Raw genomic sequence first — 13,398 nt, forward strand, 5'->3', positions numbered from 1 at the left:
GCCGCGCCCGCAGTACATCAGGCAGACTGAATGTAATCCAGTACGATGTCGTGGTGATTTGACGTTTTGAAGTCGTCGAACACTTTTTCGATTTTGCCATTCGCATCAACCAGAAAGCTGATGCGATGAATACCATCATAGGTTTTGCCCATGAAGGTTTTCTCACCCCAAATGCCAAATTGCTCACTTACCTGGTGATCTTCATCAGAGAGCAGAGTGAAGTTCAGCAACTCTTTCTCGATAAAGCGTGACAGCTTTTCCGGTTTGTCGGTGCTGATACCCAACACTTCCACACCCGCCATTTTCAACTTATCCATGTTGTCGCGCAGACCGCAGGCCTGAACGGTACAACCTGGCGTCATTGCCTTCGGGTAGAAGTAGACCAGAACGCGCTGTCCCTGGAAGTCGGTCAAATTTACTTGTTCGCCGTCCTGATCGGACAAGCTAAATTTCGGTGCAGTATCACCGGCTTTCAGTGGATTCATCACATCTCTCCATTTTTTAATCATGCTGTGGGTAATACACCATCTGACGAGAAACTGCCAAATGGAAATTACCATCAGGGGGTATTTCACCACATAGCTTTAGGCCGCTAAGCGACAGCAATGCGGAGAAATAGCTCCGGTTTAGCACGTGCACAGCTTAGCGCGTGGACGTCACCTGCTCGACACTTTCTACATCCGACATACTGTAAAGTCGCAGCGTGCCTTGGGCATTCAGCTCCTGACAAAGCGCGTTAAACGCCTGTTCAAATGGCGCACCTTCGGTTCGCGTTGGGCTGTGGGCAGTCATTTGAATATAGAGCGTTGGCGGCTGATTGTGTTGAGCGGGTGTAATGCGCGAAACCAATTCAGCAATATTCATCTGGTGTTTATCGATCAAATCGGTAAAGCGCTCGATGATATGTGGCGAGTCGGGCACTTCAACCTGTACCAGCGCAGTATCCGGCATCGGCGGACGCACCTTTGCATTCGTGCGTTTCATCACAATCAGCAATTCCAGCTCCGCGCCTTTAAGCGGCAGAGTCGATTCAATCAGCGTGATGGCGTTCCAACTGCCCGAAAGCAGCATGATAAAAGTGAATTCATCCCCAAGCATGGCAAGACGGCTGTCTTCGATGTTGCAACCGCAGCTGCTGACATGGCGGGTAATCGTATTGACGATTCCCGGGCGGTCAACACCCAACGCAGTGATGACCAAATGGTGGGGCTGAGATTGCGGCAAAATGGGTTTTCCTATGCATTCGCTAATAACTATAAGGTAAACATAAAAAAAACTGCTGACAAGCGCCGGAATGGCGTGGCTTGCTTGCTTTTCACTAAGCGTAAAACGTACCATGAAGCACTTGTTTGTCGAGGGGATCGCCAATGTTTACGGGAAGTATTGTTGCACTCATCACGCCGATGGATGACAAAGGTAATGTCTGCCGTGCGAGTCTGAAAAAACTGATTGATTATCATGTCGCCAGCGGAACTGCGGCGATTGTTTCTGTAGGCACCACCGGTGAATCCGCCACGTTAAGTCATGACGAACATGGAGATGTGGTTCTGCAGACGCTTGACCTGGCTGATGGACGTATCCCGGTGATTGCCGGAACCGGGGCAAATGCCACCGCAGAAGGTATCTCTCTCACCAAACGCTTCGAAAATTCCGGTGTTGTCGGTTGCCTGACCGTCACGCCTTATTACAACCGTCCTACGCAGGAAGGGTTGTATCAACACTTTAAAGCTATCGCCGAAAGCACCAGCCTGCCGCAGATGTTGTATAACGTCCCTGCGCGAACGGGCTGCGACATGCTGCCGGAAACCGTGGCGCGCCTCGCTGAAATTAAAAATATTATCGGAATCAAAGAGGCGACCGGGAACTTATCGCGTGTTAGTCAGATCCAAGAGCTGGTTGATGATGAATTCATCCTGGTCAGCGGTGACGATGCGTCTGCACTGGACTTCATGCAACTGGGCGGCAAAGGCGTTATTTCCGTGACGGCGAACATCGCTGCGCGTGAAATGGTTGAACTTTGCACCCTGGCGCAGCAAGGCAACTTTGCTGAAGCACGCCATTTGAATCAACGTCTGATGCACCTGCATCAGACGCTTTTCTGTGAACCCAATCCGATTGCGGTGAAATGGGCTGCAAAACAGCTGGGATTAATCGCTAACGACACGCTGCGTCTGCCGATGACGCCACTGACAGCAGCAGGCCAGCCGAAGGTGGAGCAGGCGCTGGTTAAAGCGGGTTTGCGATAATTTAGGGAGAATGAATGAATTACTCAGTTAAGCGGTCAACAGTTGCCACAGTGGTGGGGCTTTCCACCCTGATGCTGTTGTCGGCATGTTCGAGCGATCAGCGTTATAAGCGTCAGGTCAGTGGGGATGAATCCTATCTGCAGGCCAGCGAATTGCACGAACTTAAAGCGCCAGCCGGGATGATTTTGCCGGTTCAGCGTGGTGACTACGACGTTCCACGCACGACCAGCAATGCGGCTGTTGGCAAACAGCTTGATATTCGTCCACCGGCACAGCCTTTGGCGTTGATGAACGGCACGCGTGCCCAGTTCAGCAGCAATACCGGCGCATTAATGATTGAAAACAGCCGTGGCTCGGTCTGGCCGCAAGTGGTTAACGTGGTGCAGTCTTACAAATTCCCGATTGCCTCACGTAACGATGCGGGTCAGGAGCTGAGCACTGATTGGGTACAGTGGAATCGTGCCGACGAAGACGAACAATATCGTGGCCGTTACCAGATCAGCGTTCAGTCACAAAGCTATCAGCAAGTGTTGACCGTGCGTCTGCTCGAACTGCAGCAGAACGGCAAAACCATCACTTCGCCAGTACAAGTCCAGCGTTATACCGCGCAGATGTTAAATGACATCAGCACCGGGTTGGACAAAATTGACACCGCCAGTGCCAATGCTGCCGCAGGTCGTGTCAATGGTGCCATCGATGTGCAAAGCGGCGCCGATGACACCGGTTTACCCATGCTGGTTCTGCGCACGCCATTCAACGTAGCCTGGCAGCGTCTGCCAGATGCGATGAAACGCGTCGGCATGGAGGTCACCGACAGCAATCGCTCACAAGGCAGCTTGAACGTGACTTACAAAGCGCCGGGCAGCAGTACGTGGGATGAAGTAGGTGCCAAAGATCCTGAACTGCCAAACGGTGATTACAAAGTGCAGGTCGGCGATCTCGACAACCGCAGCAGCCTGCAGTTTATCGATCCAAAAGGGCACGTGCTAACCCAGTCGCAAAACGATGCGTTGGTCGCGGTGTTCCAAGGCGCGCTAAACAAATAAATTGCTTTAGGCCGGAGATTCTCCGGCCTTTTTATTTTGTTTTTGGCATAATAGCGCGCGGCGAAGTAAACGATTGCGTAGGCGCAATCGCCGCAGCGGCTCAAGCCGTTGAACACCGGTTATTTCATGTTTGGAGTTAACAAAATGCAAAAGCGAGCTGAGTTGTATCGCGGTAAAGCGAAAACCGTATACAGCACCGACAATCCGGATCTGCTGATACTCGAATTCCGCAACGATACGTCAGCAGGTGACGGGGCTCGAATCGAGCAGTTCGATCGTAAAGGAATGGTAAACAACAAATTTAACCATTTTATTATGACCAAGCTGCAGGAAGCGGGCATTCCTACCCAGATGGAAGCGCTGCTTTCTGACAACGAAGCGCTGGTGAAAAAGCTGGAAATGGTGCCGGTTGAGTGCGTAGTGCGTAACCGTGCGGCAGGTTCACTGGTTAAGCGTCTGGGCGTGGAAGAGGGCATGGTACTCAATCCGCCACTGTTCGATCTTTTCCTTAAGGATGACGCCAAGCACGACCCAATGGTCAATGAATCTTACTGCGAAACCTTTGGCTGGGTGAGCAAAGAGAATCTGGCTCGCATGCAGGAACTGACCTTCAAAGCCAACGACGTCCTGAGCAAACTGTTTGATGATGCTGGCCTGATTCTGGTCGACTTCAAACTGGAGTTCGGTCTGTTCAACGGCGAAGTGACGCTGGGCGATGAGTTCTCGCCAGACGGCGCGCGTCTGTGGGACAAAGAGACCCTGGATAAAATGGACAAAGACCGTTTCCGTCAGAGCCTTGGCGGTGTGATTGAAGCCTATGAAGCGGTTGCACAGCGTCTGGGCGTGAAACTCGACTGAGTGACGTTGATCTGATGCGGTAAAAAGAGGCGCTTCGGCTCCTCTTTTTCATTTTGCAGCAAAGCTGGTGATTGCTCCGGCGTGCAACTAAAATCATGCCATCTAAGCAAAACGCGAAATGGAGTGAAGCATGCGCTGGCAAGGGCGTCGCGAAAGTGACAATGTAGAAGATCGACGTAATCAGTCGTCGGGTTATGGAACAGGACGCCAAATTCGAATCCCGCGCGGCAAAGGCGGTATCGTGCTGCTGATTGTGGTCGCAGTGGCAGGATATTATGGTTATGACCTGACAGCGTTGTTAACGGGTGAGCAAGTTACGCCATCCAGTCAGCAACAGCAGCGCAGCATCAACAGCAATCAGGATGAGGCGGCAAAATTTACTTCAGTGATCCTGGCGACCACAGAAGACACGTGGGGCAAGCTGTTCAAGCAGATGAACAAGCAATATGCACCGCCTAAACTGGTGATGTATCGCGGTGCTACCCGTACCGGCTGCGGCACGGGCCAATCCGTGATGGGCCCCTTTTATTGCCCCGCTGATCAAACGGTTTATATCGATCTCTCTTTCTACGATGAGATGAAAAGCAAACTCGGCGCGGGCGGTGACTTTGCGCAAGGGTATGTCATTGCGCACGAAGTCGGCCACCATGTGCAGAAACTGCTTGGCATTGAACCCAAAGTGCGCGAAATGCAGCAAAATGCCAGTCAGGCGCAGGTTAATCAGCTGTCAGTGAAAATGGAACTGCAGGCTGACTGTTTTGCCGGTGTTTGGGGTCATTACATGGAGCAGGAAAGAATCCTCGAAGTGGGCGATCTGCAAGAAGCGTTGAATGCAGCCGAAGCGATTGGCGACGATCGTTTACAGCAGCAAAGCCAAGGCCGCGTGGTGCCAGACAGCTTTACGCACGGTACGTCGCAGCAACGTTACACCTGGTTTAAAAATGGCTATGACAGCGGCAATCCCGGCCAGTGTAATACGTTCGCGAACAATAAATGACGCTTGAGGAAATCAGCCGCCAGATGCAGCAAGCAGGCATTCGGCGGCTTTGCGTTATCAGCGGCGAAGCGGATTGGTGTTTATCTACGGCACAAAACTGGCTCAACAGATTAACCGGTGACTGGCTGTGTATCAGCGCGTCGCCGCTGTTTTCCACGCTACACTGCGCGCCCGGCGCACTACGTACCTTGCTGGGCCGCGAATTTCTTCACGCTGTGTTTGATGCCCGTCAGGGATTTCATGCTGAAGCCTTTGCTGCCCTCGTCGGTACGCTGAAAGCAGGAAGCTGGCTGTTACTGCTGGCGCCCGCCTGGCGCGATTGGCCCGGGCACACTGACAATGACAGCGTGCGCTGGGGCGATGTAGCAGAACCGATTGCGACGCCAAATTTCATTCATCGCCTGCAGCAGCTTATTGACGTAAACGAGCATATTGTACTGCATCGTCAAGAACAGAACCTGCAGATTACCCCCTTGCCGATGCTAGCCAACTGGCAATGTCAGGCACCGCAGCAACAGCAAGCTATTCTCGCGCAGCTTATTAATCAATCCAGTGGCGTCGCGGTTATCACTGCAGCGCGCGGACGCGGTAAATCTGCCTTAGCAGGCATGCTGGCACAGCAAAATACCCGCTGTTTAATCACCGCGCCGGCAAAAGCGTCCACCGAGGTGCTGGCGCGTTTTGCCGGCGAGCATTACCACTTCATGGCACCTGACGCCATTCTCGAACAGGCGACAACGCCAGACGCTGACTGGCTGATTGTCGATGAGGCCGCTGCTATTCCTGCGCCGCTGCTGCATGCGCTGCTGGCGCGTTTTCCGCGGGTATTGCTGACGACCACGGTGCAAGGCTACGAAGGCACAGGTCGGGGTTTTATACTGAAATTTTGTGCCGAACTGGCGCACGTTACCTATTTCACGCTGGATGAGCCGTTGCGCTGGTCGCGTGCCGATCCGCTCGAAAAATGGCTTAATCAGGCGCTGATGTTTGAAGATGCGTTACCGGCGCCAGTAAACCGTGATGCATCCATTCAACGGCTCAACATGGCGAGCTGGCCCGAAAACCAAACGCTGCTTGAGACGGCTTACCGCTTGCTGACCAGCGCGCATTATCGCACTTCGCCAGTAGATTTACGGCGACTGCTTGATGCTCCCGGCATGCATTTGTGGCTAGCCGGTGACGCGCCAGGTTTAACCGGCGCATTATGGCTGGTGGAGGAGGGCGGTTTATCTGTCGATCTTGCGCGCGCTGTTTGGGCGGGGCGACGGCGACCACGCGGCAACCTGATCGCACAATCATTGGCTGCACACAGCGGATTTGTCGAGGCTGCCACGCTGCATTCATTACGCATTAGCCGTATCGCCGTCGCGGCAGAATGTCGCCGTCAAAAGATCGGGCTGGCCTTGGTCGAGGCAGCGCGCGCTGCCGAACTGGGCTGTGATTACCTTTCGGTCAGCTTCGGCTACACTGAATCTCTCTGGGCTTTTTGGCGCGCCTGCGGTTTTACCTTGGTGCGTATCGGTAGCCAGCGCGAGGCCAGTAGCGGCTGCTATGCGGCGATGGCGATTCGTGCCATCACACCCGCGGGGCAAAATTTGCAAGATGCTGCAGCGTTGCAGCTTGCGCGCGACTGGCCCGTTTTACAGCGCCATATCAATATCAAACTCGCGTTGGTGCCCGTAAAGCAATGGTTTACTGCTCAAGATTTACCGCTGGTCGCCGGTTTTGCATGGGCGCTGCGTCCCTTCGAAGCCAGTTTGCCGGTATTGCAGCGTTTAATCAGCGCGACGGATCAGCCGGTTTCACTGCTTCGGGCTGCCGTTGAGACGCCTGATGCGCTAAGCGCACTGGCAAAGCAAGCTGGATTAAGCGGACGCAAAGCGATCGTCTCGGCGTTACGCCAACAGGCAGCCGATGCGCTTGTCGCGCTGGATGCAAAAAGCGCGGAGGCTCTGCGTCAGCAATGGCAATAATTCCACAGACTCGTTCAAATATTCCCAATATCATTTACTGCGCCGCGGCGTAAAGTAAATGAAGGAGGTCAATATGGCATTGCAATACGTTATCGTTCAGCAGCCGGTTAAGGCTGCACAACTCTTTTTGCTTTATCACGGCGTTGGCGACAATCCTGATGCGATGGGTGAAATCGGCAACTGGTTTGCCCGAACGTTCCCGGAAGCCTTGGTCGTATCGGTAGGTTCGCCAGGCTTGAGTCGTCAATGGTTCGCTGAAGCGCCAACCCACGATCAAAGCGAGCAGCAGCGAGTGAATGCCGCACTGCCGCAATTTGTGGATACGGTTCGTCATTGGCAGCAGGAAAGCGGCGTACGCGCGGAAGCAACGGCGCTGATCGGTTTTTCGCAGGGCGGCAGCATGGTGCTGGAAGGCGTGAAAGCCCATACCGATTTAGCGGGGCGCGCGGTTATCTTCAGTGGGCGTTTTACGAGCCTGCCGGAAAAGGCCAGCACCCGCACCACGATTCATTTGATTCATGGAGAAGATGACGACGTCATTCCAGTGCAACATGCCGAAAAAGCGGCGCAGTCCCTGACCGCGTTGGGTGGCGATGTCACTCTGGATATTGTGGAGGATTTGGCGCATGCCATTGACGATCGCAGTATGCAGCTGGCATTAAATCATCTGCGTTATACCGTACCGAAGCGCTATTTTGATGAAGCGTTAAGTGGGGCGAAACCGGGTGATGATGATGTCATCATGATGATGTGAAACAGCCCTCGCGTTGGCGAGGGCTGTTGAATCACTTTTTCTTGGGCCAGTCGTCGTCGTCCCATTTATCGTTGAAATCACGATGCGGCGGCAGGTCCGGTTTGTTATCCATAAATTTCTTATGATCAATGCGCTTCAGATCTTTATAGACGTTCATCAGCACGCCGACCATCAGCAGGATCACTAAGATCCACCAGTAATCTTTAATAAACTCCATTTCCCCACTCCTTACGATCGCGATCAGGCGATCAATTGTTCCATGATGCGCTGGTACATTCGGCTCAACATTTGTAGGTCGGACGCCTTCACGCACTCGTTAATTTTATGAATTGTGGCATTTACCGGGCCCAGCTCAACCACCTGCGCGCCCATGCGGGCGATGAAACGACCATCCGAGGTTCCACCGGTGGTTAACAGTTGCGGCTTAATCTCATTATAGTGCGCTATTGCGTTGACCACGGCATCGACCAGTTTGCCGCGTGAGGTCAGAAACGGTTGGCCTGATAATTTCCACTCAATGGTGTAACGCAGCTGATGGCGATCCAGCAGTTCGGCGACGCGCTGGCGAATCGTCACATCGGTCGATTCTGTGCTGAAGCGGAAGTTAAACTGCACAAACAGCTCGCCAGGGATCACATTGTTACTGCCGGTTCCGGCCTGCACATTGGCAATCTGCATGCTGGTTGGCGGGAAAAATTCGTTACCGCTATCCCATTCCACGGCCGTCAGTTCAGCGAGTGCAGGCAGGGCACGGTGTACCGGGTTATCCGCCAGGTGCGGATACGCCACATGGCCTTGAACACCGTGAACGGTGAGGTTGGCGGTAATCGAACCGCGACGACCATTTTTAACCACATCACCCACGACTTCAGTGCTGGACGGCTCGCCAACCAGACAATAATCCAGGCGTTCGTTACGTGCCATCAAGCGTTCAACTACTTTCACCGTGCCGTTGGCCGCGCTGGCTTCTTCATCGGAAGTAATCAGAAACGCCAGACGCCCTTTATGCTGCGGATGCGCGGCGACGAAACGTTCAGCCGCCACCACCATTGCGGCCAGCGAGCCTTTCATGTCTGCTGCGCCGCGTCCAAACAGCATGCCGTCACGAATAGTCGGTTCAAAAGGAGGATTAATCCAACGGTTCGCATCACCCGGCGGAACGATATCGGTGTGGCCGGCAAACGCCAGCGTTTCGCCTTGTCCACGCGTCGCCCAAAAGTTCAGGGTGTCATCAATGTTCATGGTTTCGATATGAAAACCAATCGCTTCCAGGCGCGCAATCAGCAGCGCCTGACATCCGGCATCATCTGGGCTGAGAGAAGGACGACGGATAAGCTGCTGTGTCAGCTCAATGACCGGACAAAACATATTATGACTTCTCCTGGATAAAGTTCTGGTAAGTAGTTTCGTTAAAGCCGAGCAGTAGCGAACCCTCTGGCGCGCGTAACAATGGACGCTTGATAATGGCGGGTTGCGCCAGCATCAACGCTTTGGCGCTATCAGCATCCGTGATCGCTTCACGTTCGGCTTCCGGTAACTTACGCCAGGTCGTGCCGCGCGTGTTCAGGAGATCTTGATACCCCAGCGTGTCAATAAACTGCTGTAACTGCTCATCGTTCAGGCCATCTGCGCGGTAATCATGAAAACGATAGTCGATGCTGGCAGCCTCTAAAAAGCGGCGGGCTTTTTTAATCGTGTCGCAATTTTTTATTCCAAACATCGTCCAATGCGCTGTCATCGCTGATTCCTGTCATAAAAGTAAAGCGCGAGTTTAACATAGTGTGATCCTATGCGGCATCTGACCTCTGTTAGAGAAGGGAAAACAAAGCTTAACTAACCCTGCGAAAGCGGTTTCAATATCGTCCTAAATTGTTACTTACCTCATCATTATCATTCTAAGAATTTCCTCATGTACAAAATTTATGCTACCGCTGGGTTAAAAATAAATAAATCCTGTCGCCTTAATAAGTTGCTGAAATGTGCGTCAGCAATCATATCCAGCAAAGTAAAGCTTTTATTCGCCTCTGCCGATAGTGATAACAGGTGTAAACGTATTCACTTGAAGAAAAAACAGGCGTAAAATTATCAGCACAATAAGAGAGGTTTTTATGATTGATACAGAAATGGGGAACTGGAAAGAATTTATCGAAGCGATGTTACGCCACAAGTAACACGTGATGAAAAAAGCAGGGTATTTCCCCCCTTGCTGAAATTCTGACTACACACATAAAAAGGCAGCCATGATAATGGCTGCCTTTGTTTTTTCATGACACAACTCAGGTCACATTGATCTTGCTCGCTGAGCTCTGTCTCGAATTTACTTCACGATGCCGCTTTACGCTGGCCAGACGTTAATCATGCGGTTTATCACGCGCCGGAAAACGGCGACGCACCACAACAAAAAACAGCGGGACAAAAAATATCGCTAGCACTGTGGCTGAGATCATCCCGCCCATCACGCCTGTGCCGACCGCGTGCTGACTACCGGAACCCGCACCTGAACTGATTGCCATTGGCAGCACGCCAAAAATAAACGCCAGCGAGGTCATCAAAATAGGACGCAGGCGCTGCCGCGAGGCTTCCAGCGTCGCTTCAATCAGCTCTCGGCCTTTGCTGTTCATCTCATTAGCGAACTCAATAATCAGAATGGCATTCTTGGCCGATAAGCCAATCACAGTTAATAATCCGACCTGGAAGTAAACGTCATTCTCCAACCCGCGCATCCAGGTCGCGATTAACGCACCCACCACACCAAGCGGCACCACCAGCATGACCGAGAAAGGTATCGACCAGCTTTCATACAGCGCCGCCAGACACAAGAACACCACCAACAGAGAAATGGCATACAGCGCTGGCGCTTGCGAACCGGACAAGCGTTCCTGATAGGATGCGCCAGTCCACTGAAAGCCAACGCCCAGCGGCAGCGCATTCACCAGCTTTTCCATCTGGTCCATTGCCGCACCGCTGCTGACGCCAGAAGCCGCTTCGCCGACTATCTCCAGCGAGGAATAGCCGTTGTAGCGTTCAAGTCGCGGTGAGCCGGTTTCCCAGCGGCTGGTGGCAAAAGCAGAGAAGGGCACCATGCGCCCACTGCTATTGCGTACATACCATTTGTTAATATCACCGGGCAGCATGCGGAATTCAGGTGCGGCCTGCACATAGACTTTCTTAACGCGACCGCGATCAAGGAAGTCATTAACATAGGTTGAACCCCACGCGGTGGTCAGCGTGTCATTAATCGTATCGATTGAAACACCCAGCGCCTGAGCTTTACGCTCGTCTACATCAATTTGCAGCTGCGGGCTGTCATCCAAACCATTATGACGTACGCGCGAAAGCAATTTGTCGCTACCCGCCATCTCCAGCAATTTATCGCGCATGGCCATTAACTGGCTATGTCCGGCACCTGCATGATCTTGCAACTGCATGTCAAAGCCTGATGAGCTGCCCATACCGGTAATCGCTGGAGGGCTACTGGCTATCACGCGACCTTCCTTGATTTTCTGGAATGCGGCAGTGGCGCGTTCAATGATAGCGAATGAGGTGCGATCGGCGCCCGGACGCGCTTCCCAATCTTTTAGACGGACAAACAGACGCGCAACGTTTTGACCATTTCCGCCGGGACCTGCACCGATGGTTGAAAACACCGACAACACATTCTCTTTTTCTTGCGTCATGTAGTAGTTCTCAACCTGGGCCACCACGTTAGCGGTTTGCTGCAAAGTTGAACCCGCGGGTAATTGCACCTGCGTCAGGAAGACGCCGCGATCTTCCAGCGGTAAAAACGAGGTCGGTAATTTAATAAACAGAAACGCCATCACGCCAATAATGCCCAGGTATAACACTAACCAGCGGCCGCCTTTCATCAGGATGCGGGCCACGCCACGTTCGTAACGCTCAGCATTGGTGTTGAAGTGACGATTGAACCAGCCGAAGAAGCCACGGCGTTCATGGGTTTCGCCTTGCGCTATTGGCTTCAGTAACGTGGCACAGAGTGCCGGTGTGAGGATAATTGCCACCAAAACCGACAGCACCATCGCTGACACGATAGTGATCGAGAACTGACGATAGATCGCGCCTACGGTGCCGCCAAAGAAAGCCATCGGCACAAACACCGCCGACAGCACCAGAGCAATACCGACCAGCGCGCCCTGTATTTGCCCCATCGATTTTCGCGTGGCGGCCCGCGGCGATAAGCCTTCCTCGCTCATGATGCGCTCAACGTTTTCCACGACGACGATGGCATCATCCACCAACAGACCAATCGCCAGCACCATGGCAAACATGGTTAATGTGTTGATACTGAACCCACAGATGTATAACACGCTGAATGTGCCAAACAGCACCACCGGCACGGCGATGGTGGGAATCAAGGTGGCACGAAAATTCTGCATAAACAGGTACATCACCGCGAACACCAGCACGATCGCTTCAAGCAGCGTTTTTACTACGTCTGTGATCGAGGCTTTGACAAACGGGGTGGTTTCATAAGCGATCTTGGCTTCAAGCCCATGAGGAAAATAGTGCGACAGTTCTTCAATACGCGCGCGCACCAGCTTGTCGGTATTCATCTCATTGGCACCGGAAGCGAGCTTAACGCCCAGGCCAGAAGCTTGTTGGCCGTTGTAACGGCTGAGGTAATCGTACTTCTCCGCGCCCAACGCGACGCTTGCAACATCGCCCAGCGTGACGACTGAACCATCAGGATTATTCTTCAACGTGATCGCTTTGAATTGCGCGGGCGTTTGCAGCATTGATTGCGCATTCACCGTGGCGTTCAGGGCTTGTTTATCCACCGCCGGTAAACCGCCGACCTGGCCCACGGCAACCTGGGCATTCTGCGATTCGATGGCGCTAACAACATCATCTGTCGTCAGGGAATAGGCAATTAATTTATTGGGATCAAGCCAAATGCGCATCGCATATTGTGAGCCGTAAGCATCTACCTGACCCACACCGTCAATACGACTCAGCGGGTCCTGAATGTTACTGGCGACATAATCTGCAATATCCTGCTTGTCCATGCTGCCATCGGTTGAGACGAAAGCGACCATCAATATATTGCTGTCACCGGTTTTATTGACGGTAACGCCCTGCGATTGAACGGCTTGCGGCAGCTTACGTAATGCAGATTGCAGCTGGTTTTGCACCTGCTGGCGGGCTTCATCAGGATCGGTCCCGGTGGTAAACGTCAGCGTGATTTGTGCCTGGCCGGTGTTGCTGCTGTTGGATGACATGTACATCAGGTTATCGATGCCTGTCATGTTTTGCTCAATCACCTGCGTCACGGTGTTTTCCAGCGTTTCTGCGGATGCGCCGGGATAGTTAGCCGTGATACGAACGTTAGGAGGAGCCAGATCGGGGTATTGCTCAATAGGAAGTGAAATGATGGACAACGTGCCACAAAGACACAACAAAATCGCCAGAACCCAGGCAAAAATGGGACGGTCGATGAAAAAATTCGACATCGAATCGACACTCCTTAGCAGCGTATCGTCATTATTATAAAAAACGGTTCCTTAAT

12 protein-coding genes are annotated in these 13,398 nt (G+C 52.8%); 6 read left to right on the forward strand and 6 right to left on the reverse strand.

The features are described from left to right. Positions 1-17: 17 nt before the first annotated feature. Both bcp and MUG06_RS00625 read right to left on the reverse strand, forming a co-directional pair. Positions 18-485 (reverse strand): thioredoxin-dependent thiol peroxidase, encoded by a 468-nt coding sequence (gene bcp / locus MUG06_RS00620; RefSeq protein ID WP_215845901.1) that lies wholly within the window; start codon positions 483-485, stop codon positions 18-20. A 157-nt stretch (positions 486-642) separates the two neighbouring features. Continuing rightward, entirely contained in the window at positions 643-1,224 is a 582-nt protein-coding gene (locus MUG06_RS00625) for a glycine cleavage system transcriptional repressor (protein WP_215845903.1), read from the reverse strand. Between the two features lie 143 nt (positions 1,225-1,367). Between MUG06_RS00625 and dapA the strand changes: the two genes are divergently transcribed. The 6 genes from dapA (at position 1,368) to ypfH (ending at position 7,874) form a co-directional block, all read left to right on the forward strand. Beyond that, positions 1,368-2,246, forward strand: a complete 879-nt coding sequence (gene dapA, locus MUG06_RS00630; protein WP_215845905.1) for a 4-hydroxy-tetrahydrodipicolinate synthase — start codon at positions 1,368-1,370, stop codon at positions 2,244-2,246. 14 nt (positions 2,247-2,260) lie between these two features. After that, positions 2,261-3,292 (forward strand): outer membrane protein assembly factor BamC, encoded by a 1,032-nt coding sequence (bamC, locus tag MUG06_RS00635; protein ID WP_215845907.1) that lies wholly within the window; start codon positions 2,261-2,263, stop codon positions 3,290-3,292. Between the two features lie 144 nt (positions 3,293-3,436). Next, a complete protein-coding gene (purC, locus tag MUG06_RS00640) occupies positions 3,437-4,150 on the forward strand; it encodes a phosphoribosylaminoimidazolesuccinocarboxamide synthase (protein ID WP_215845909.1) in 714 nt (237 codons plus the stop codon). Positions 4,151-4,280: 130 nt separating this feature from the next. Next, on the forward strand, positions 4,281-5,147 hold the full coding sequence (locus MUG06_RS00645; protein ID WP_243077424.1) for a neutral zinc metallopeptidase: 867 nt from the start codon (positions 4,281-4,283) through the stop codon (positions 5,145-5,147). Continuing rightward, the gene (locus MUG06_RS00650) at positions 5,144-7,120 is read left to right on the forward strand and encodes a GNAT family N-acetyltransferase (protein WP_243077425.1); all 1,977 of its coding nucleotides are present in this window, start codon (positions 5,144-5,146) and stop codon (positions 7,118-7,120) included. The genes MUG06_RS00645 and MUG06_RS00650 overlap by 4 nt, the downstream gene beginning before the upstream one ends. Before the next feature lie 73 nt (positions 7,121-7,193). Beyond that, positions 7,194-7,874 carry an esterase gene (ypfH, locus tag MUG06_RS00655; RefSeq protein ID WP_243077426.1) on the forward strand — a complete coding sequence of 227 codons (681 nt, stop codon included), beginning with the start codon at positions 7,194-7,196 and terminating at the stop codon, positions 7,872-7,874. A 31-nt stretch (positions 7,875-7,905) separates the two neighbouring features. On the opposite strand, the gene MUG06_RS00660 is transcribed toward ypfH, so the two are convergent. The 4 genes from MUG06_RS00660 to acrD form a co-directional block, all read right to left on the reverse strand. Beyond that, positions 7,906-8,091 carry a YpfN family protein gene (locus MUG06_RS00660; RefSeq protein WP_047715355.1) on the reverse strand — a complete coding sequence of 62 codons (186 nt, stop codon included), beginning with the start codon at positions 8,089-8,091 and terminating at the stop codon, positions 7,906-7,908. A gap of 23 nt (positions 8,092-8,114) precedes the next feature. Further along, a complete protein-coding gene (dapE, locus tag MUG06_RS00665) occupies positions 8,115-9,242 on the reverse strand; it encodes a succinyl-diaminopimelate desuccinylase (protein ID WP_243077427.1) in 1,128 nt (375 codons plus the stop codon). A 1-nt stretch (position 9,243) separates the two neighbouring features. Further along, the gene (locus tag MUG06_RS00670) at positions 9,244-9,612 is read right to left on the reverse strand and encodes an ArsC family reductase (RefSeq protein ID WP_243077428.1); all 369 of its coding nucleotides are present in this window, start codon (positions 9,610-9,612) and stop codon (positions 9,244-9,246) included. 613 nt (positions 9,613-10,225) lie between these two features. Then, the gene (gene acrD / locus MUG06_RS00675; protein WP_243077429.1) at positions 10,226-13,342 is read right to left on the reverse strand and encodes a multidrug efflux RND transporter permease AcrD; all 3,117 of its coding nucleotides are present in this window, start codon (positions 13,340-13,342) and stop codon (positions 10,226-10,228) included. Positions 13,343-13,398: the final 56 nt, after the last annotated feature.

Origin of the sequence: Pantoea sp. MQR6 (genome assembly GCF_022761075.1) — a bacterium.
Classification (GTDB): Bacteria; Pseudomonadota; Gammaproteobacteria; order Enterobacterales; family Enterobacteriaceae; genus Pantoea; species Pantoea phytostimulans.

Coding starts and splice junctions, on each gene's coding strand:
- MUG06_RS00660 (WP_047715355.1), bottom strand. CDS start 8,091: ATGGAGTTTATTAAAGATTACTGGTGGATCTTAGTGATCCTGCTGATG.
- bcp (WP_215845901.1), bottom strand. CDS start 485: ATGAATCCACTGAAAGCCGGTGATACTGCACCGAAATTTAGCTTGTCC.
- MUG06_RS00650 (WP_243077425.1), top strand. CDS start 5,144: ATGACGCTTGAGGAAATCAGCCGCCAGATGCAGCAAGCAGGCATTCGG.
- dapE (WP_243077427.1), bottom strand. CDS start 9,242: ATGTTTTGTCCGGTCATTGAGCTGACACAGCAGCTTATCCGTCGTCCT.
- dapA (WP_215845905.1), top strand. CDS start 1,368: ATGTTTACGGGAAGTATTGTTGCACTCATCACGCCGATGGATGACAAA.
- MUG06_RS00670 (WP_243077428.1), bottom strand. CDS start 9,612: ATGACAGCGCATTGGACGATGTTTGGAATAAAAAATTGCGACACGATT.
- MUG06_RS00645 (WP_243077424.1), top strand. CDS start 4,281: ATGCGCTGGCAAGGGCGTCGCGAAAGTGACAATGTAGAAGATCGACGT.
- ypfH (WP_243077426.1), top strand. CDS start 7,194: ATGGCATTGCAATACGTTATCGTTCAGCAGCCGGTTAAGGCTGCACAA.
- purC (WP_215845909.1), top strand. CDS start 3,437: ATGCAAAAGCGAGCTGAGTTGTATCGCGGTAAAGCGAAAACCGTATAC.
- bamC (WP_215845907.1), top strand. CDS start 2,261: ATGAATTACTCAGTTAAGCGGTCAACAGTTGCCACAGTGGTGGGGCTT.
- acrD (WP_243077429.1), bottom strand. CDS start 13,342: ATGTCGAATTTTTTCATCGACCGTCCCATTTTTGCCTGGGTTCTGGCG.